The organism is Leptospira barantonii, assembly GCF_002811925.1.
GTDB classification, from domain to species: domain Bacteria; phylum Spirochaetota; class Leptospiria; order Leptospirales; family Leptospiraceae; genus Leptospira; species Leptospira barantonii.
Map to the genome: position 1 here is coordinate 61,482 of NZ_NPDS01000003.1, position 20,535 is coordinate 82,016.

The following is a 20,535-nucleotide window of genomic DNA, read 5'->3' on the forward strand; positions in this document are numbered from 1 at the left end:
CGAATGAAATATACTGTTATTCTCTTACTATTATTTTTCTTTATTAACTGTGGGCAATCACCTCTCATTGACGGTTCCAATTTGGATACACATAAACTCGATGGCTTTCCTCTCGTAATTCCTGGAGCCACAAGTGCTACTTTCATCTTTAAGTGTAAGGCAGAGTCATCAGCCGCAGTCGCTTACGGCAAAGGAAGTATCGAAGGAATCATGCCAAGTATTACGAACTCGAAAGATCATATAGTAGTAATCAATAACCTTGAAACTCAGACCAATTATTTCTATTCAGCCTTTTGTGGAGACTTACAATCCCCTCCGAATCCTTTAATGCTCACTTTCCAAACTCTTGTAAGTGATCAACCACAGAAAACACGAGGTATTTGGATCGTAGGTGGTCTCGGAGCAGGAATATCTCCAATCGCTCAGGTAGATTTATATGATCCCGTAACAAACCAGTGGATTCCATCAATAACAAGTGTCCCTACTCCAAGAGCTTACTCCAACATCGTTTCTCATCAGAATAAGATCTACGTTATGGGTGGTTTAGTAAAATCAGGAGTAACTTTCACAGCAGTCAATACCGTCAACGAATACGATCCCTTTAATAATGTTTGGAAAACAATGACTTCTATGCCTGACACTCATCAGGGCGGAATCGCTTTCTCATCTGGAAACGATATCTATATTATATCAGGGACAACCTCCGTAGACATGACAACAGGAACACTTGCAAACACGGTGTATAAGTTCACTCCTTCCTTAGGAACCAATGGAACTTGGTTAAAGTATGTTTCTAACAGTGCGATATTTCAAAGAGTAGATATGCCGGGTTGTGCAATTCACGATACTTTATTTTTCTCTGGTGGAAGACGAAACACGGACGGCCTTCCATTTAATACTTCAGACGCCTATATTCCAAGTGGAAATACTACCACTTCCCTTGTTGAAGCGACTATCAGCCAAGCAAAGTATGGAGCCGCGATGGCTTGTTATCGTCCGAATCCAAAGGACACCTACCCTGCTGATCCAGCCGCCATCCTAATTGCTGGAGGATCGACAACAGCTGATGTATTCCAACCCCCTACTTCAGTTACGTCTTCCAATACCTTTGATTATAGCTTAGCGACCACCTCCAATTATACAGCAGGTGGAATTCTACCAACCGCACTTTACTATCCCGCAATGGAAGTCTCCTACGAGCTTAGGAGAGCGTTTCTGTTTGGTGGAGCCAATCTTACGAATGTTCCGCAGGATAAAGTTTATTCTATGGATCTAGGAAACCCGACAACGACTCCGTGGAGAACAGAGACAGTTACACTGCCGGTAGCTCGATACGGCCATAAAGCGATTATTTTGAGTAGATAAAGATGAAAAATGTTCTAAGTCTAATCTTGCTTTCAATTATCTTCTCTGCTTCTACCTATCCGCAACAAAGCACGGACGAAAATACTTCTTATCAACAAATTAAAGATTTCGTTGATTCTAATCGAGTGGAGGAAGCCCAAGCTCTTTTGGATGAGTGGATAAAAATCAATCCGAACGATGTCACCCTTCAACTCTATCAAACAGAAGTTTGGATCAAAGTAGCTGATCAGAAATACAAGGAACGTAAATTTAAAACTGCATTTTCTTACTACGAAAAAGCTTTCTCCAATTGGCCGAACAACCCTTCTCTTCGAGCCAGATATATGGAGTTAAAAGACAAGAAACTTGTGGATCATGTCTCCTCTTCTCCAATTCTTAAGACTCGTTATTCCGGATTTGGCTCCACATCGAGTGAGAATGGAAGCATAAATATTCCCTTTCAAGAGATGAATAAATCTTTAAAACAAATCAAAAATGAAATTCATCTTTTGCAAGAGAAATCAAACTCTTTCTACCTAACCTTGAATTTGATATCAATGTCGATTCTGCTTCAGTGTTTTATTTTGTTAAAGTTAATTTCCAAAAGAAATCAAAACTAGTCTTCCAAAATTCAAGGATCTTCTACAATAATATCATATTGGCTCCTTAATTTGAACGTCATCCTTTTCGTGTTTTTCTAGAATTTGATTTAGTACTTTTACAAACTTTTCAATTCGGCTATGAAAATCCGTATTCTTCAAATATTCTAAAAATGACACAAACGAACCACAACAGTATAGCAAAGAGTAAATAGATAAATAATGTGCAAAAGACATTCTTTGGTAGTATATATTTTCAAAAACCTTTTCTTGAATCTCTTTTGGGTAACTATTTAAAGTAATTAAATTAAATATATCTTCTGATAACGTATGAACTGAATCAGAGGCTGATGCATAAACAATGTGGTAATGATATTCTTGTCCAATATCCCTGAATCGAGATTTTGCATCCGGCCATTCAGCAACTTTATCAGACACTATATGCGGATTACTATCTATATAATTGTTAAATAGAGATATCTTACCTTCTGCATGAGGAATTGCTTCCTTTAAATCAAGGCGAAGCGCATCGTTCTTCCATTTTGTTGCCTTTGTTTTAGCCCCAAGTATATAATGCTTCATCAAAGAAATAACACGATCATTTGTCTTTGTATTCAAAATATACTGAAGATTCACCGAGTGTTCAATGGATATGCGAGACATAGCTTCAGCCGAACTATAATGACGATTCTTGAGAGAATTTATGATTTGAGTATCAAACTCACAAATTGCATTAATTAAATATATTGCCACTGGTTCCAAAATTCCTTTTCTAAGAAAAATTTTTCTATTAGCTCGCATCTCATTATGCATTCTAATTATATCTGAATGTATTTGTTCCAAAACCGGAAAATCACGTCCGTGCGATAAATATGTTTCACGAACTTGATTAATTTTATCATTTATTGAATCCATTAGCACAACCTAAAGCTCCTAAAATTAAAACTTACTACAAAGTGTAAACTGACTGCGTAGTGATAGCATTCACCTGACAGCTCGGTAAAACCGGCAGCTCCGATTTCTTCTGAAAGTAAAAAGATTTTACCACAAATTATTCAAACTCCACAGAAACCCGATGCTCACCAACACCAATGCGGTAGAAAAAGCAAAAAGAAGAAAGCTAAATTTGTTAGAGCTTGCTAACGAATTAGAAAGTGTAAGTAAAGCCTGCAAGATTATGTGATATTCCCATCAGCCATTCTTCGAGATCCGAAGAAACGTTCCGACCTACGAAGCAGAGGGGCTCTTAGATCGAATCCAGGAACCAACGAACTTCTTCCTAATAGAGTTAATCGAACACAAAACCGACGACCTCAGAGTAACGGATAGGTCGAACGACTTCATCGAACTTTACTCTATGAGTATTTCAGAATCGCAGGTCGAACTAAATTTTACTAGTCGATTGAGGAAATGCCGATCGACTTAAAAATCTTATTTGAAGAATACAATTACAAAGGCGCTCACTAAAGAAGAAGCTGAACTGAAGAACTCCTTTTCAAATTTTTACCACTGGAATCAAAATTGAAGCCAACGAGGAACCAAGCTCAGAAGATTAGTCAATTTATTTCAAAAGGAACGGTCAGGTAAATACTATTACGTACGCAATATTCTGACAGGGGAAGGTAGACTAAGGTTGTTTACATAATGGGAGATATGTAAATAAACGGATTATATAGACTTTCCGTAACAAAGGAACATTCACTATTCGTTAATAAATACTCTTCGCATATAATTAAAGTATACAAACTTATTTCAAACTCATTATTATAAAGATTTTGAATGTATCATATCAATCAATCTCTTCGAAATTTTTCCATTCTTAATATTACATTCCCAAATTCTAAAAACAGACCATCCGCTTTCTCGTAATTTTTTATTTATCTTTTTATCTCGGTTCTTATTATTTTCAATTTTTTCTTCCCAGAAAGAAATATTTGACTTAGGTTTTAAATTCCTACAGTTATGCCCGTGCCAAAAACAACCATCGGCGAATACAGCAACTTTATGATTAGGAAAAACGAAATCGGGCTTTCCGATTACTAAAATATTTCTTCTCCAACCTTTGAGCTTATGTATTCGAAAGAGCTTAATTAGAGATAATTCAGTGGAAGAATTACCTTTACTTTTTATCTGCGACATGATCCAAGATCGCCGGTCAACTGAAACTACATCCATTTCATATTACTCAATACTCAAATTAAAAAATTAATAACTCGAATTTCAATTTTCTTATATTATTTGCACATCAAACTGTCTATTATTTCAGCTGCGAATTATCGTCCTTACTTTAATTATGTTTCAAAGTATTTAACAATGCACTAAAATTCGAAAATTCATTGACCTTGATAAGCGATTTAAAATATAACAAATCAGTGTAGTTGTCGTGGCATTATATCGAGCCGTTAGGCTATTCTTAAGACAATCATGGATTTAATATGACAAATAAACCTGAACCCGACAAGGTCCAAGCCTCCCCAACAAAAAGATTCTTCGTCGAGATGTTAACCAGAGATATCGAACTCGAAGACGCTATTCTAGACCTGATTGATAATTGTCTCGACGGTGCAATCAGAAAAATTGGAAAGAATAATCTATCCAATACCCCTGAGCCTTACAAAGGCTATTTTGCAGAAATCATCTTTGACAAGTCTTCATTTACGATTAAAGACAATTGTGGTGGGATATCATTATCTATAGCCAAAGAAGTAGCATTTAAATTAGGAAGACCTAATAATTCTAACAATAACTCTTCTCATACAATTGGCATCTACGGCATAGGAATGAAGAGGGCTATATTTAAAATTTGTTCTGAAGCCACAGTGATTTCTGCAACTGAAAACGAAAATTTTGAAGTTTCCATTCCGAAAGAATGGATGGAAAACGATAACGAATGGGAGCTTGAATTAAAACATAATTCAAAAAATCAAAGCGAAATCGGCACAACAATAAAGATGAAACATATAAGGCCGGAAATCGCTTTAAAATTCGCAAATTCCAATCTCAATTTTTATAGTGAACTTATACAAAGGATTTCTAGTCATTATAGCCTTATACTTGAAAAAGGTTTTAAAATCTTAGTAAACAGCTACGATGTAAAACCCAAAAGTATACAATTTATCGCCAACTTTGATAGCGATTCAAATAATAATCAAACTTTCCAACCATATTATTATCAAGGCAAATCTGGAAAAGTTACCATTGATATAGTTATTGGCTTTTATCGGCCTATGCCAAGTGCTGAAGAAATAGAAGATGATCAAGAAGGACGTCACTCGGCCGAGCAGGCCGGAATAACAATTTTATGTAATGATCGAGTTGTTTTAGAAAGCGATAAAACTAGACTTACAGGCTGGGGCGAAGAAACAGTCCCAAATTTTCACAATCAATTTATTGCTATAGCCGGTATCGTACAATATTCAAGCGATGATGCATCTTTACTTCCACTAACAACGACCAAACGAGGTATTGATTTAGGCTCTGATTTATATTTATATACAAAAAAGTTTATGCGCGAAGGCATACGAACCTTCACTCAATACACTAATAAGTGGAAATTAAATATCTCAGAAGAAAAAAAACATCGGCCGAACCAAAACTATTCTCCAAAAGATATTTTAAGCAAACTATCGAAGCAGAAAAACACAAATTGGACCAAAGATAAATCTAGTGGAAATAAATATGATGGAAAAAGATTTATTCCAAAACTGCCAGAGCCGGAAAGAGATAGCGCAGAATTTAAAGTTATCCGTTTTACAAAAAAAATTAAAGATATAGAAAAAGTTTCAAATATCCTTTTTGATATTAAAGACGAAAAACCGGCCACAGTGGGAGAAGCAGCTTTTGATTTTGTCTTAAAGGGGTCCAAAAAAAAATGAGTGGAGGATTTATACCCTATCATATACGACCAAATAAATCGATTGATAGGCATCTTTTTATGGAGTTACTAAGATATGTTGATAAGAAAAAACCAATCAGAGAATACGCATACATTGGTTTTGGAGGTAATTCATTAGAAGATTTTAAAATAATACATCAGACTTTTGGGAATAAATATCTAATTTCTTTAGAAGAAAGTGAATCTGTATATAAAAGACAATTGTTTAATAAACCAGTTCGTACTATTATTTGCAAAAAATTAAAATCTATAGATTTTATTAATCGTCTTTCGACAAATAAATCGACAATTACTTGGTTGGACTTTGCTGACCCAAAACTCATAGGTCCGCAAATAAATGAATTGCGGACTCTTCTTTCTAAACTAGCCGATTTCGATGTAGTCAAAATTACCTTGAATGCAAATATTAATTGTCTCGGAGAAGCTAAAGATATTTCCGAGGAGGAAATTATAAGGACTGGAAAAGAAAAACTTGAAATACTAAGAAATAGAAGATTAGAAAAGCTAAAAAATAGACTTAGAGATCATCTTCCTTCTACTACCGAAAGTGCCAAAATGAATGACGAAGAATACCCAAAAGTTTTGTTAGACGCTTTACGAATCGCAACTCAGAAAGCCTTTGAAGGAAATTCAGATCGTCTTTTTTTACCATTATCAAGCTTTATTTACAAAGATTCCCTTCATAAAATGCTTACACTCACGGGCATTATAATCCCTTCCGAGAATGTATCGGAATTTCTTCAAGAAACAGCGATAGATTCGTGGGAATTCTATTCGAATGATTGGAATAAAATAGTAGAGCTTAATGCACCGGGACTAACTATAAAAGAAAAGCTTTGGTTAGATAAAGAAATACCCGTCCGTAAATTCGAATCTCTAATCAAAAAAATACCTTTTGATCTAGATGAGGAAGAAAGCAAACACGAAAGCATAATAAAAGACTACATTAAGTTATACAGGTACTACCCTCACTTTACTAGAATAACACTTTAAAATCAAATAACCTTAATAATTCTCGATAAAATCTCTTCAGCTACTATTGGACTAACGCTATTCCCAATATGGCGAAAACTATGCCATTTAGTTGAGTGAAATAAAAACCAATCAGGAAATCCTTGAAGACGTGCTGCTTCACGAGGAGTAATCACTCTATTCTCACTTGGATGAAGTGGACGAACCGCTTGAAAACTTCCTTTATCCGGACCGGTTCCAGCACGTATTGTTGGACTCTGGCCTTTTGGATCTAATCTTTTACATCCTGAAACAGAATCTCTTTGTCCAGCTTTTATTTTAGACCATCTTTTAATAACTTCTTCTGAATGAGCAGTCCCAATAAAACCCGAAACCTCATTCTTTAATTTGAATCTCTTTAAGGATTCTGCATCACCAACGTTTGCAGGTATTTTACTATAAATAAATTTTGAATATGGCTCATTAAGGTTTTTCTTAATTATTTTCCAATCCTCCATTTGATCGTTGGCATTGTTAATTTTTATCGGAAGTCCCTTAAAAGCTTGGCTAACAGATATCGGCTTTTGACCTCTAGGAGGAGCCAATACTAAATTTTCATTGATTTTTCTCGACTTTCCTTTTAAAAAACCAACACAAAATATTCGCATTCTATCCGTCGGAACACCAAATTCCTTAGCATTTAATAAGACAGGGCCAATAATATTATATTCATTACTAACTATATCAAAACTTTTTTTTATAATATGATTATATCTAGGATGCATTAATCCAGGAACATTTTCGAACATAAAAAATAATGGACGAGCTGCACGGACATATTTCATGAATTGAGTAAGTAAATTATTCCTAGGATCCGCAACGTCTCTTTTACCCATCACACTAAATCCTTGGCAAGGAGGACCGCCAATAATTCCGGCAACATTACGATTCACGTATCTATCAGCAAACTCATTCGGTGAAAGTAAGTTGATGTCAGTTAAAATATGTTTTGCATTTGGAAAATTCTTTCTATGTGTTTCAAGGGCTATTTCATCCTTATCCATCCCATACAATAATTCAAATCCTGCCCTGGTTGCCCCCAGACTTAATCCACCAACACCACAAAATAGATCTATAATTTTAGCCATTTTAAAACATTAATCCGTATCAAGATACCTACAGGCAAGCAAAGATTATCGATCCATAAGGGAATCTTTAAGTAACTAAAAATCTTCCTTAAGATTTTTAGTTACACTTGCTTTTTCGAAACAAAGAAAAGCTGTGCATTATAGTTTTCCTTTCGAATGCGAAGTAAGAGACACTCAACGTATCTCTTTTTATGGGATAAACAATTTGAAAAATATTGAGTCTTTATTCTTCAATGCTTACGACCATTATCGGCAAAAACCGTTTAAACTTTAATACTGTTTTCATCAAAGTATGGAACGGACTCTTATCGAAAATTTGAAAAGCAGTAATTGGAACTTTTGTATTGAAAAGTCTGCCTCTCGTGATCGATTGAGTGCTCTTTCCTGCATTCCATTCGGGATCTATCTTTAGAGGAGCTTATCACCATCAAACGAAATCACCCGATCATTATGATTTTTTTTGATTTTGGGTTAGAATTTCATTCCTTTCCCGAATTCCTTTGAAAATTCCCGAAACATACCTTAATTTTCTATTACTGTGTTTTCATACTCATCAGTTTCTTATTAGGTTAAATAATTCTTTTTAAAATAATCTGAAAGAAGCCATTGGTTTTAAAATGACTATCAAGAATACTATCCCTATGTAAATGATTAACTATTACTAAAATGTATCTTGACCAAAGTGCCCTCCTCGGTATATTATCGAAATGGATCTTACGCAAGAAAATCGTCTTACTAATCTTCGAAATCCTAACTTACCGAACGTAAATACTCGCAACTCTTATTACCTACAAATTAAACAGTTCAACGTTTGGAACCAAGGGCAGTCGATTACTCCAGAAAGAATCCAAATCTATCTAAATTATTTAAAAAGTAAAGGTGTTCGAGCAGCCACCGTCCGAGCTGCAAAGTCGGCTCTTAAAAAAGGAATAAAAACTTCCCTACCTGGAAAAGCCAATAGTCTCGTCTTTCTAAGTTTGTTAGATTCTACTTTTAAAGAAATGAAAGTGGACTCTACGAAATATTCTGTTAAACAATCAGCAGTCTTAACCAAAAAAGAAGTCTCGCTATTATGCAAAAATACTCCTAAAAAGTTATCTTTGATGATAAAGGCTTTTTATAATTCTGGATTTCGCGTATCAGAACTTACACGGATTAGGATTAAAGACTGTTCGGTCTCAAATGATTCCTTAGCCATCACGATTATTCGAAAGCGCGGGAAAGAAATAACTATTCAAAACGCGTTTCCCGTTAGACTTTATCAAGAAGTACTAAAAACCTTTCATAACGGATTCATAAGTCCTAAAGAGTTTCTATTTAAGAATTTGAGATCAATTAACGGGTATTATTCTAGGCAATTCTTATGGCAGGAAATAAATAAATACTCTAAAAGAATATTAGGAAAACCATTCTCAGTTCATGGCTGCCGTCATTCTCACGCCAGCAGTCTACTCTTAGCTGGAGTAACGATTCCAGCAATAGCAGAAAGACTTTCACATGAGGATATTAGCACCACTGCGAAATACTATCTGCATGCGAAATTAAATCCAAAAACTTTAGAAAAAGTTTTTATTAAATAAATTCCAGATGCTTTCCACTGGAATATTTCGAATATTAACCTTTTTTTCGTTTAGCTCGATCATTCTTTATTTTGTTAGCTAATTTATTCCTCTCATAAGTCTCTGCTACCAAAATCCGATTGGCCGTGTCTCGCTTTCTACCCCTTGCAAATATTTGATCAATAGTCATGGAGCTGGGAATAGAAGCATAATATTCTTTCCCATCCCCGAAAAGAGTAAATGAATTATCGACATATTTGATATCGATACTAAATTCATTCTCGCTTTGCTCTGATTCTAAATTAGCCTTCCGCTGAATCTCTCGTAATTTTAAATAAAATTTAAAACTAAAATATAGAAGTAAAAGGTTTAAAATAATCGAACCCAAAAGCATGAAGTTTAAATAACTCATTATATCAACAGCCATCCTGATTCTCATTTTTTCATCGACAGTGGAAAAGATTTGTGTAGTGATAGTATTCACCAATCACAACTAGTAAATTCTACACTCTACCTGAATTCGATGGTTCTAAACATCTACGAGATTGGAATTAAAAAGATAAATCGCTTATTACTTCCAATTTACGTTAACAGTTTAAATAGATTAAACTGATTCATAAAAAATAGAGTAACTCTATTCAATTTTTCCTCTATATTCCTTTCTCCTAAATTTTCTACGCTAACTTTTCACTACTTTAGGCGTACTCTATTCTATAGTTAAAGCTTTATTCGAAATATCGTAAAAATTATCAATGATGAAATGGATAATTTATCCAACATTCATAATTACTTAAATGGTTTTACTAATATATTCGAAACTGTGAAAAGGTGTAATTTTTTCTAATAACATATAACTAATAAAAAATACACTTTTTTTAACAATATAAAACTCTAAGTAATTAAGAAATATAGGATAACATCCAATGATAAACACTAAGCATATAGAAGAACATGAAGTAATTCTGACACCTTCGATCAAAGACTTTAAAGGGAAATCTTTCTCACAAGCAGTGGCTTATATAGACATATTCGATCTTGAAAATAATGACAATATTAAGAATACTAAGATCATTCAAGAGAGACTTAAAAGCCAATATCCTAAAAACAAGAAGGAAGATTTTAATTATTCATTCTATCTCAATCCTAAATATTCAGATATAACTGTAATAGATTTCGATGATTATCAAGTCACATTGGAGAAATTGAAATTCCTCTGTAAGTCTAACCGAGTATTTAGAACTTATTGGGAGATACTCGAAAAGGAAGTATTCAATAAGACATTTACAGTTACTACACCTTCTTGTGGAAAACATTATTATATGAGAATTCCGAATAAGACTATATTTGAGAGAATCGTTACCGCGATCGACCCGGCGGATTTTCTAACTGAAGAGCAACTGCAAACTTTCATTGAATATTTTGAAATAAAGGCAGACGATGAAAATAAATTAAAAAGGGCAAGAAGAATTAAGATCGATTTTATTCCTAATGGAATGATCCACGGACCCGGTATTTTAATGAAGAATGTCAAAAAGAAAGATGCTCCTCCAAAAGATCGTTATTACAAGATTACCAAAAATGTCCCTCTCATCAATATCGATGGTATATTAAAGCCGATCCTAGAATATATATTTAAACCGAAGAGATCAAAATCCAAAAACCAAAAATCGAAGACTTTGAAATCTAATTACGAATTATTAGATACTAAGCTGTTAGAAATCATAAAGAACATAGATGAAATTGAGAAGTTACAGATAACCAATTCAAGCAAAGCGATTAGCAAAGTATCTAAGAATCTTTCAAATATAAAGACTCAATTCACCGCCGGAAATACGGATATCTTCTCGAAGAATTCTGTACAAGAAAGGCAATGCATAGAGGAATGGTTCAACAGGGAGAAAGAAAATCTAATCAAAGAAGCTTACTTAAAAACTCCGGAGACTGAGTATATATATAATATCTTATATAAACAAAAAGTAGCGGAAAGTTATAAAGATCGAAACTATGACCTTTATCCAAAAATATTATTAGAAAATGTTATTAACTCAAAACCCGGCGAGAGATCTGAGGTTGAAATGGCTTTCATAACTAACCTTAAAATTCGTAATTTTGAAGATATTTTTATTAAGTATTTAGTTTATAAATCATTCCCCCAATCTTCTCGCTGTATTGAAGATCCAAGTTTTCTCAACCAAGCCTTGCAAGTAGCAACTGCCTTGTCGAATTTTCCAGAGAGCTTAAATAAGAAAGATAAATCCTGGATTAAGATTCTCCAATCGATTTGTTTAATTAGAAAAATAGATTTTAGTGTTTATAAAGGTTTAAATTCCGATAAAGCAAGAGTTGCTTTAGAAACTTTATACAATTGGGCTTCCGTTACCAACAACTTTACAATTACCCTTCCTCTCAAAGAATTAACTCTAATTTCATTAGGTCGCTTAAACTTTAAAACATTGAGAAAATACCTTCTAATATTCGAAGCTGCAGGTTTTATAGATAATGTATCGTGGGAAAAGGATGAAAAGGAAAATTTCTTTATCCGAAAGGGATCACAGTATGCGATCTAACTAAACTTAAAAATTTACAGCTCATCACCAAACCCCGCTTTTTTCCACAAGATGGACATCAAAATTTGGCTTACACTGCGGGAATAGGCATTCGCGGATTCTTAATAATCGACTTACTTAGAAAATACGGAACTCTAAATCGTACTGATATTTATTCCTATTTTACTGAGATAAACGACTTCAGAAGAGTTCTTATTAAATGTTTATCAACCTTAAAAGGTTTAGGGATTATCGTATCCGATCCGAATAAAAATTATTCTTTGAATAAAACCTCCTATAATCAAGTATATGAGGACTATGCTCTAAACAGCGTGAAGAAGAAAAATTCTAATCCGTTAGAGAAGAAAGTCGAATATTACCAACAAGACTTTAATTTCCATCAGAAGAAAAGAAAAGCGAGTTAATATATATAATTCCCCTGGAGATTCTTCCAGGGGAGATCCATCGGGCTTACTCTATTTACCTTTTTCCAATATCACTTCGTTATTCTTATTTAGAAGTTTGAACTTAACTAAATTTAGTTTAACCTTTGCAAATGATCCGACCTTCTCTCTGCAAATTATTGTCGGGTCCACATTACTCGCCATATCCATAAATTCTTTACTCGTAATAATGGTGATGCCTTTCGAATTGCAATGAACATACTTTTCTTTTTCGATAACTAATTTAGGTTTGAATAAACCAACGTAAGTAAATTCGTTAAGCTTTAAATTCTTCGCTTCGGACTCCGCAATTTGAAAAAATATTACATCCGAATATATCCCTTTATACTCAAATGGAGCTTGTCCAAAATAACCGCCCACGGAACTATCAAAAATTATTGAAAGGTTATATCCCTGTTTATTGAAATCATATTTACCCAATGAAAGACCGACATTTTCAAGATAGACAAATTCTTTTTTCCTAATATCCTCATACTCCTTAGCTTTATCATTAATTTCAAATTCATTGCCATCAATTTCAATTTCATTCATAACTTTAGATTTAAGATCCTTATTAGTTAAATATGCGTTCAAAAGCGTTCTAAAATTTCCTTCTTCGGATAAATTGTAAATTGAATCGACGGAATACTTATAGAGATCAATTTTCCCTAGATTGGTTAACTCGCTCCCGGCTTTAAATAGGTTATCAGGATTTCTCGTTAAAATAATCGAAGTAATACCTACTCCAGAAAATAAGTAAATATCCTCCATATTTTTAAATTGATTTTTGTATTCGTTTTCTACAACGTTCAGGCCCTTTTTAATATTTAACTTATACTGAACTTTATCACCAATTCCATTAAATCTACAATCGAGTGATAACGTTAGCTCCTCTCCAGTCTTAATGTTCTCAGCATCTTTAATAAAACATAAAGAGCTAAAAGAATTTTCTCTACCCAGCACTATAGTATGTATCCCGAATATTCTCCCATCCTCATAAATCGTTATTGAATTCAATTCGCGTATATTTTTGGTTTTTTCGAATCTATAATAATTCGCATTTACTTTTAATTTATCTTCGTCCGGCTTTCCAACTACGTAGTAGGTTGCTTCAAGTTCCATATTTGTTTTAAATTTTATTTCAGCTATGTTTTGATAGCCACTACAACCTATGGAAAATAGTAAACACTGAATCAAAACTAAAATAGCTCTCTTAATTTTCATTTTCACCTCTAAAAGCAAAATATATACCACATTGTAGTGTGTGCCTCCGGAGAGTCAAACATTACCCACATTGTAGTGTGTGCCTCCGGAGAGTCAAACATTACCCACATTGTAGTGTGCTTTTAAATTAATTCATAGTACCCACATTATAGACTGTAGGTGACAATTTAAACATCACACATAATAATGTGGGTGAGCAAAAAAGAATTTTCTATAGAAAGTGACGAATTTCGAAAAAAATTAGGAAACAAAATTCAATCTTTACGAAAAGTAAGAGAAATTACTCAGGAAGATATGGACGACGGAACAGAAATTTCCGTCCATTTTCGGACTATTCAAGAGATCGAATCCGGTCGAGCAAATACTACGATCAATACAATTTTAAAAATAGCTAAAAGATTTAAAGTGAAACCGAAAGATTTACTCGATATATAGGTTCGTATCCAATGCGAATATTTGCATCTTTATATAAAATAATCGTTTAACTTTAAAGAAGCAATTACCAATTCTACTAATTGAAATGACCTATTTTTGAATCGATATAATTAGCAGATCGCAAATTAAGATCATTATAACAAGCTCCTTGACTTTCGATCGAAAGTTTTATTTGTTCCATTCCAATTTAGCTTCTTCTATAATACGGAATTCATTAGTGGATAGATTACAGCTTTTACAAATAATTCGAAAATACCTTGAACGTTCTGTGCCATCGAACCTTTTAATGGAATCTAATCCATATCGATGATTACAGTTCGGACATTCCTTTAGAGGGATCGAATTTGATAGAAACTTACGCATTGTTTTCTCAGGTCTCTAATTTAAATAAGGCTCAGGCTTTTTATTGAATAAGCTTAACGGAAAGAATTTCATAATGACCTTTGTAAAAATCATTTTCGAAGTTCGTAGCAAAATACCACCCGAGACGTGGAAAGTAATATCCACGACTTTTACTTCCAGGTGTTCCTGCTAATTGAGTTTTACAGGTAATCAGAATCGCAATACCAGAGATATCCTTGTGAACCTTACTTGCTTGAATGATACTTCCGGTTCTACAAGTAGTTAAGTATTCGGTATAGGAATCCGTCGATTTGAATTCAGTTCGATATTTTTCCTTGAAAGAAAAGATTACGTTAGGTTTTTCCAAAGTGTCTAAATTGGGAAGAATAACTTCCTCCAGCACTCGCATAGTTAATCCTCCGTATTGAAGATCCAAACGTTGCCATAATTGAAAAAAGCCTAATAGACTAAGCTCTTTTTCTCCACCTTGCCCTTCTTTCAAAATGTATCGATCGTCAACGATTTTGAAAGTATCTACTTCATTTTTAGGAGAACTTGCCTTTCCTTGAAATACAGTGTGAATTCGTCTTTCAACCGACTGAATACGCGATGATGGAATTTGAAACTTCTCAGCACTTTTGCGAATTTCATTTCTTACAGAATCCGGAATTTCTGGGTCACGATCTTCGGAAAACTTAAGAAAAATTGCCGTTCCAGAAACGAATAGAAATACTAAGCTTGAGAGTATTATAGAATATAGTATAAATTTATTTGATTTCATTCACTCAACAATACAACTTTAATCGCCCAATTAGAGTGAAGGTAATTTTCAATTCTACCATCGCCTATATTATTACTAAAGAGTGGTAGAAACATCTAATTTTACGACGCAAATTAGCGATTGAATTAATCTTCAAACTCTAAACTTTCCGGCGGACCTGCTTGGCCAGTAAGATTACCACCATACCGAATTAGACTATACAACCTCTCGACTGACACATGAAGCTCGTCTTGATTACACCAGTATTCATGTATTCGTCCATATTCTCTATAACGAGAAATATTAAACCCATCCTCAATGTCGTTAAACCAAATTACATACTCTCCAATAATGCCAACGGCCCAGAATCCTCCCCCTACCTCACCATAAGATTGCTCTTGCCATTTGGTTGGACAAATTTGAATAAGATTCCAAAATCTTGAAAGTTCAGAACGTAATTTTTCCTCAGAGGCACGAATTCTCTGGAAAAGCTCATCGATTGTAATTGGTTCCCAGTCCATCAGTATTTATCCTTTTTTGAATCGCTCCATTTCACATTAGATAGTTCAAGTACGTCTCCATAAAAAAAGATCCACGTTATCATTAGAAATAATATCAAAGTACCGCAAACAAATATTGTGGTCATTGAATCGGATATATCGATTCCGAAATAATCGACCATATATTGCGTTATGTATTCAACAGTTAACTGTATTAAATTTTCATAAATATAATTTAAGGCTTTCATATAAAATTAAACGAAAAATTTTATAAATCGGGCCTTCTGTTTATTCTATCCAGATGATTATATTGTTTTAAATATTCAGAGGCCGTCGACTTTACATGGCGAACGATTCCCGTTTCCAAAAATGAACTATGGAATATTTTTTTAGCTTTGTCAGTGAATTCATCCTCTTCCATAGGATTAACAAACAATATTTCTCTAAGCGAAATATTATCCTGTAATCCAGCGGAAAGAAGATATTTAAAATGGATATCGGTCTCCGGTATTGAAAAGCCAATAATGATCAGCCGAGTAGCAGTTGAAATAGCAGAAATGGCATTATTCCAGACATACTGTAAATGCCCAGAAAATGTTTTTTGCCACGTAGGAGGTAAAAGGATTCTATCTCCCTTTGACTTAGATGAATCATCATAATTTCGAAATGCTTGAATAAATAGTCCACTTGAATTAGGCTTCAATTTCCAATTTATCGATCCATGTAATTTTAAAACTTTTATTCCACTGTCCGAATCATGCAATTCAGACGGTGCATCAATTCCTTTTATCCCATAACTAACTTTATGCCCTAAATTCCAAATGCTATTCTCTAACACAGTATCGTAATTAAACGATATAAAAGTATTATTGGTAACGACGTTATTCTTTTTAAATAAGCCGAGCATGTTGCCTATATAGAAATCATAACTATCAGAAGAATATGTATCGGATAGATTATTGGTTTTTAAATTTGCTTTTGGTATCTTATTCGCAAACTCTTTACTTATAGTTAGGTCAATATTTTTACGATCGCCGGTTTTTTCACAGTAATTTAGAGTAGCGGCAATACTTTCAACAATAGCTTCATTAAAGGAGTATATTTCTTTTGCCGCTGCTAATGAAAAAAGCTGTTCTATATCTTCAATATTTATATTTACTCGATAAGCCGCTCCCGAAGCCTTCAGCCTAAAATCAAAAACATCTCTAATATGTTTGATTGATCGCGAATCTTCATTCGTTTCTAACCATTCCGCTGCTTCTCTCATTCGAATTAGAAAGTCCTTTGTTAAAGGCATATTCGCATCCTTAGAGAAGCCTGCACCCAATACATACACATTGTTATTATTAAATATCTGATTCATTTATTACTAATTTTCCAAAGTAAAAAACTTATATCTGAATTTGAAATATATTAGTCACGAAGTATATTCTTCATCAATCTGCATTGCCATCTCTCCCAATTCCTTTAAATGTTTTTCAACAAAAAAGAAATATATGAAACGATCTTCAGAAGGAACAATTTTAGCACCTTGATAATGTTCCTCAAGCACAGCAATCGGATGGTCAAAAAGAGTAAGCAAATAATCCACACCTGATAGATTACCTAATAAATTTCGTTTCTTTAACTCTTCAGTGAATGCTTGTAAGGTCGTTCGGATTTTTCCAAGTGAATACAGAACCATACTCGCTGGATAATCTCCACCGAGCGCGCTTTCATAGATTTTACCAAGTTCATATGGCATAATATTATCAATTATTGTCTTAATCTTCACGTCTTTAAATTCCTTCTTATGCTTTTCATTTTCCTTATTCAGTTCCGAAATAATTGTCTGTAAACCAATCGCTAATTCCTCAAGTTGCGTTTGAATGGATTGATGGATATCAATCTTTTCAAATTCTAAATCATTTGTCTTCGCGTCGATTGACAACAACTGAACAAAACGAGCAGAAGACTCCATCTGTGAAATAAAATGAAAGGACTGAAATTTCTTTTTCCACGCATTGACTGGATGCCCAGCTACCTTATTCCGAATTTTTCTCATCTCTCTAAGGCGTGGTGACAAAGTAAATGGTAGATTCAAAGTTTCGTATATGTATTGAAGAGCATCTTGTTGTAAATACAAAGCTTGCAAAATTCCATAAATGGCCAAATATTTGATGCTTGAAGAATCAAGTTTTAAATATTCCTCTATAGCATTCGTTGTATCCCCGATCAGGTCCATTGAAACGCAGATTGCGTTCCAGATTTCTTTATCCATCATAAGCATATTTTGTTTCCGTGGAGAATTAACGTAATCTCGAAGTTGAGACTCCAGCAAATATATTGTATTTAAGATTTCGCGATCCATGAAGCCTATTTATTGATTTTTGACTTTCCATATTTTCAATCAATCTTTAATCAAATTTTTCTTTCGATCCTTCGATTCATCTTACTTACTAAAACGTCACAGGCCTCACCCCAATTTTTATTATAACGATGATTAAACTTTACCTTGGATGAAATCAATGCTTTACTCCAATTCAAAGCATCCTGATCCAACGGTTTTCTTCGATATAGATTCTTGAGTTTATCGATTTGCTTTTTAATTCTATATTTTTCTGATTTGAATGATGATATCTCCCTTTGGCTTTTTCTTCCATTGATCTTCTGCACTTGCATCCGAGAAGCATGAACCCATAACCCGCCTTTGTGTTTAATAAAACTCCTTTGATTCATCTTATTCAAAAGCCGAATCTCAGTTTCTTGCCATGAAGTATATAAATCGTAGCTGAATTTAAGTTTTGTTTTTTGTAATCTGAGGTAACCCTTCCAAGGATCGACATCACTTACAACTCTCTCTTTTAAAGATACCTGAAGTAATTTCGTTTTGTTTCTGCAAAGACATTGATACCAAGTTCTCTTTTTTTCATGTTTACGATTTCTATACCAAGACCATTTAATTCTCTGATAATACCGAATTCGAATTCGATCGGTGATGTCTCGAATTGAATGCTTAGGAAAATCAACTTCCATACTCATCCTTACTTTCGCTTTTTCTTTTCAGTAATCACATATCCTTTTTCAGATCCCCTAAAGCGAATTATTTCCACCGCCAGCTCGATGATCTCTCCTTCAGAGATGTGGCGAGCAAGATAAGAAATGCTTTTATCTACAAGATAATGATTTTCTTTTTCTTCGATTCCAATCTTCTTATATGGCTCTATGAGTTCAATTTCAGCGGTCATCGGAGTTAATATTCTACCAGTCAATGCACACTTGCGATCGTATTTATCGAGAAGTTCGTAAAAATCATTTGCAGTGAATTTAAACGTTGCTTTCGGTTTAATTGTCTTTTTTACTTTGGACATTTAGATCTCCTAATAGTTCCATTCTTCTTTTCTTATTGATTCCATATTTATTCTTTCCACCGAATATCGGATTCTCGAAAACGATCTCCATGCTCTCCTCAGTACCGTTACGGTTTTCGTATTCATTTCGATCGAACGTATATAAAACATCCGGCAATTCCGGTATGAGCTTTTTAATTACATATTGTTTCTTTTCGTATTTACTCTTTCCGATTCGTTTGATTTCCGCGATTCCAAGTTTAGCCCATCTCTGAAGAATTCGAATCATCGGTGTTTGCGTCCTTGATTCTGCAAAATCATTCTTTAAAAGTTGATAATCGGATTCATAACTCAGTTGACTCCAAATGGAATAAGCGATCGAGTTATAGAACTTTTCTTTTTGTTTTCTTTGATTTGGACCCGTTTCCATAAAATCCAAGTAATCAATGTGAGCTTGTTTGAGAGGGAAAAGACGGTTTTCATCGGATAGGAATTGAAATTTCTTAGGAAAGCATTTCCTACTTCTACTGTGATCGGAATGAAATCTTGTAAAAGTTGTTGGTAGTGGATAAATGAGACTTTGACGGTTTTTTAGCAGATTTATAGGTTTCTGGTCAACTCTACGGGACTTCTTAGAAACCCTATATCCCTTCCCTACATTCCACAATTTCTCTAATTTTTTCTTTCCAACGAGTCTTTCTAAACCATAGACTCGAATTCCTTTCAAAGCTGAATACTCATTCAGATAGAGAATGCTGTTCTCAGGTTTGAAGTAACTGTAGGAAGCTAAGAATGATTGTTTAATACTTCTCTGATTTCCTTCAGCTACCTGATTGTGAATCCCATCTCTACTCCAACGATTCCTCGCCCACACATTTCTCTTACCATCTTTAGCACGAGCTGAATGATTGATACTTCGGAAGTTCTTGTTGTATCGTTCCATCCAGGGAATCCCATCATCTGCAAACAAAGGAACATCCTCTGGTAAGAAATCGAATAGTGGCTGTAGAGATTTCTGTTTTTGATCAGGAACGGAAGAAAGTATTACTGGACCACCCTTAATAGCAAGAGTATGGACAAGAGTTCCGATCTGATACTTGCCCTTCTCTTCAGCAACCGAATCCGTTAGATAAATAGAAGCAGTTTGACCTCTGTGTTTAAATCTCTTTCGGAAACCATTCGCTCTTTGTGAAGCTGAGAATAGTGCTAACGTATCAGTATGAATTACTGGTAACCCTTCAATAAAAGGCTTTAAATCACCTGTTTCAGGCAATTTCGTATCTTTCCAAGCCTTCTTTAAATCCTTTACCATCTCTTCTTGAATCAACGGAATCAAATCGCTACAAAAGATCTGAAGTCTTCTTTTAAGTAACGTTCCAGTGTTCTTAGATACGGATAACTTTCTACAGATCGCAGAAGCAGAAAGACCTAACGGAAAGAGTTCAATCGATTCAATTAAA

The 20,535-nt window shown here is 34.2% G+C and carries 20 protein-coding genes and 1 pseudogene; 9 read left to right on the forward strand and 12 right to left on the reverse strand.

The features are described 5' to 3' along the window. The first annotated feature begins 3 nt into the window (after positions 1–3). Complete coding sequence (locus CH367_RS08860) at positions 4–1,365, forward strand: Kelch repeat-containing protein (protein WP_100762150.1); 1,362 nt, start codon at positions 4–6, stop codon at positions 1,363–1,365. Between the two features lie 2 nt (positions 1,366–1,367). Further along, the gene (locus tag CH367_RS08865) at positions 1,368–1,964 is read left to right on the forward strand and encodes a tetratricopeptide repeat protein (RefSeq protein WP_100762151.1); all 597 of its coding nucleotides are present in this window, start codon (positions 1,368–1,370) and stop codon (positions 1,962–1,964) included. A gap of 33 nt (positions 1,965–1,997) precedes the next feature. Here CH367_RS08865 and CH367_RS08870 read toward each other — a convergent pair whose 3' ends face one another. Further along, entirely contained in the window at positions 1,998–2,858 is an 861-nt protein-coding gene (locus CH367_RS08870; protein ID WP_100762152.1) for a DUF5677 domain-containing protein, read from the reverse strand. A 160-nt stretch (positions 2,859–3,018) separates the two neighbouring features. Here CH367_RS08870 and CH367_RS20990 point away from each other — a divergent pair. Continuing rightward, positions 3,019–3,233, forward strand: a pseudogene (locus CH367_RS20990) (IS481 family transposase); the annotation flags it as partial. Between the two features lie 474 nt (positions 3,234–3,707). Here the strand turns inward: CH367_RS20990 and CH367_RS08880 are convergent. Then, the gene (locus tag CH367_RS08880; protein ID WP_100762153.1) at positions 3,708–4,118 is read right to left on the reverse strand and encodes a very short patch repair endonuclease; all 411 of its coding nucleotides are present in this window, start codon (positions 4,116–4,118) and stop codon (positions 3,708–3,710) included. A 260-nt stretch (positions 4,119–4,378) separates the two neighbouring features. Here CH367_RS08880 and CH367_RS08885 point away from each other — a divergent pair, with 260 nt between their 5' ends. Both CH367_RS08885 and CH367_RS08890 read left to right on the forward strand, forming a co-directional pair. Continuing rightward, positions 4,379–5,818 (forward strand): ATP-binding protein, encoded by a 1,440-nt coding sequence (locus tag CH367_RS08885; protein ID WP_100762154.1) that lies wholly within the window; start codon positions 4,379–4,381, stop codon positions 5,816–5,818. Next, entirely contained in the window at positions 5,815–6,831 is a 1,017-nt protein-coding gene (locus CH367_RS08890; protein ID WP_100762155.1) for an O-methyltransferase, read from the forward strand. The genes CH367_RS08885 and CH367_RS08890 overlap by 4 nt, the downstream gene beginning before the upstream one ends. Positions 6,832–6,833: 2 nt before the next feature. On the opposite strand, the gene CH367_RS08895 is transcribed toward CH367_RS08890, so the two are convergent. After that, positions 6,834–7,937, reverse strand: a complete 1,104-nt coding sequence (locus tag CH367_RS08895) for a DNA cytosine methyltransferase (RefSeq protein ID WP_100762156.1) — start codon at positions 7,935–7,937, stop codon at positions 6,834–6,836. A 707-nt stretch (positions 7,938–8,644) separates the two neighbouring features. Here CH367_RS08895 and CH367_RS08900 point away from each other — a divergent pair. Next, complete coding sequence (locus CH367_RS08900) at positions 8,645–9,517, forward strand: tyrosine-type recombinase/integrase (RefSeq protein WP_100762157.1); 873 nt, start codon at positions 8,645–8,647, stop codon at positions 9,515–9,517. Positions 9,518–9,551: 34 nt separating this feature from the next. Here the strand turns inward: CH367_RS08900 and CH367_RS08905 are convergent, their stop codons facing one another. After that, positions 9,552–9,923 carry a hypothetical protein gene (locus CH367_RS08905; RefSeq protein WP_244284529.1) on the reverse strand — a complete coding sequence of 124 codons (372 nt, stop codon included), beginning with the start codon at positions 9,921–9,923 and terminating at the stop codon, positions 9,552–9,554. A gap of 496 nt (positions 9,924–10,419) precedes the next feature. Here CH367_RS08905 and CH367_RS08910 point away from each other — a divergent pair, with 496 nt between their 5' ends. Beyond that, complete coding sequence (locus CH367_RS08910; protein WP_100762158.1) at positions 10,420–12,063, forward strand: hypothetical protein; 1,644 nt, start codon at positions 10,420–10,422, stop codon at positions 12,061–12,063. Positions 12,064–12,128: 65 nt separating this feature from the next. Next, positions 12,129–12,467 carry a hypothetical protein gene (locus tag CH367_RS08915; protein ID WP_100762159.1) on the forward strand — a complete coding sequence of 113 codons (339 nt, stop codon included), beginning with the start codon at positions 12,129–12,131 and terminating at the stop codon, positions 12,465–12,467. Between the two features lie 51 nt (positions 12,468–12,518). Here CH367_RS08915 and CH367_RS08920 read toward each other — a convergent pair whose 3' ends face one another. Beyond that, the gene (locus CH367_RS08920; protein WP_125226109.1) at positions 12,519–13,709 is read right to left on the reverse strand and encodes a hypothetical protein; all 1,191 of its coding nucleotides are present in this window, start codon (positions 13,707–13,709) and stop codon (positions 12,519–12,521) included. Between the two features lie 186 nt (positions 13,710–13,895). On the opposite strand from CH367_RS08920, the gene CH367_RS08925 reads away from it, so the two are divergent. Continuing rightward, positions 13,896–14,144 carry a helix-turn-helix domain-containing protein gene (locus tag CH367_RS08925; protein ID WP_425268819.1) on the forward strand — a complete coding sequence of 83 codons (249 nt, stop codon included), beginning with the start codon at positions 13,896–13,898 and terminating at the stop codon, positions 14,142–14,144. 403 nt (positions 14,145–14,547) lie between these two features. Here the strand turns inward: CH367_RS08925 and CH367_RS20720 are convergent, their stop codons facing one another. The 7 genes from CH367_RS20720 to CH367_RS08970 all read right to left on the reverse strand — a co-directional run bounded on the left by CH367_RS20720 (position 14,548) and on the right by CH367_RS08970 (position 20,402). Next, positions 14,548–15,267 (reverse strand): hypothetical protein, encoded by a 720-nt coding sequence (locus CH367_RS20720; RefSeq protein WP_125226110.1) that lies wholly within the window; start codon positions 15,265–15,267, stop codon positions 14,548–14,550. A 125-nt stretch (positions 15,268–15,392) separates the two neighbouring features. Continuing rightward, positions 15,393–15,767, reverse strand: coding sequence for a hypothetical protein (locus CH367_RS08940; protein ID WP_100762163.1), 375 nt, complete (start codon positions 15,765–15,767; stop codon positions 15,393–15,395). A gap of 247 nt (positions 15,768–16,014) precedes the next feature. Continuing rightward, entirely contained in the window at positions 16,015–17,109 is a 1,095-nt protein-coding gene (locus CH367_RS08950) for an SIR2 family protein (protein ID WP_100762165.1), read from the reverse strand. 54 nt (positions 17,110–17,163) lie between these two features. After that, entirely contained in the window at positions 17,164–18,009 is an 846-nt protein-coding gene (locus tag CH367_RS08955; protein WP_125226111.1) for a hypothetical protein, read from the reverse strand. A gap of 137 nt (positions 18,010–18,146) precedes the next feature. Then, a complete protein-coding gene (locus tag CH367_RS08960; protein ID WP_100762167.1) occupies positions 18,147–18,767 on the reverse strand; it encodes a hypothetical protein in 621 nt (206 codons plus the stop codon). A gap of 2 nt (positions 18,768–18,769) precedes the next feature. After that, a complete protein-coding gene (locus tag CH367_RS08965) occupies positions 18,770–19,096 on the reverse strand; it encodes a hypothetical protein (RefSeq protein ID WP_100762168.1) in 327 nt (108 codons plus the stop codon). Further along, the gene (locus CH367_RS08970; RefSeq protein ID WP_244284530.1) at positions 19,071–20,402 is read right to left on the reverse strand and encodes a hypothetical protein; all 1,332 of its coding nucleotides are present in this window, start codon (positions 20,400–20,402) and stop codon (positions 19,071–19,073) included. The genes CH367_RS08965 and CH367_RS08970 overlap by 26 nt, the downstream gene beginning before the upstream one ends. Between the last annotated feature and the right edge of the window lie 133 nt (positions 20,403–20,535).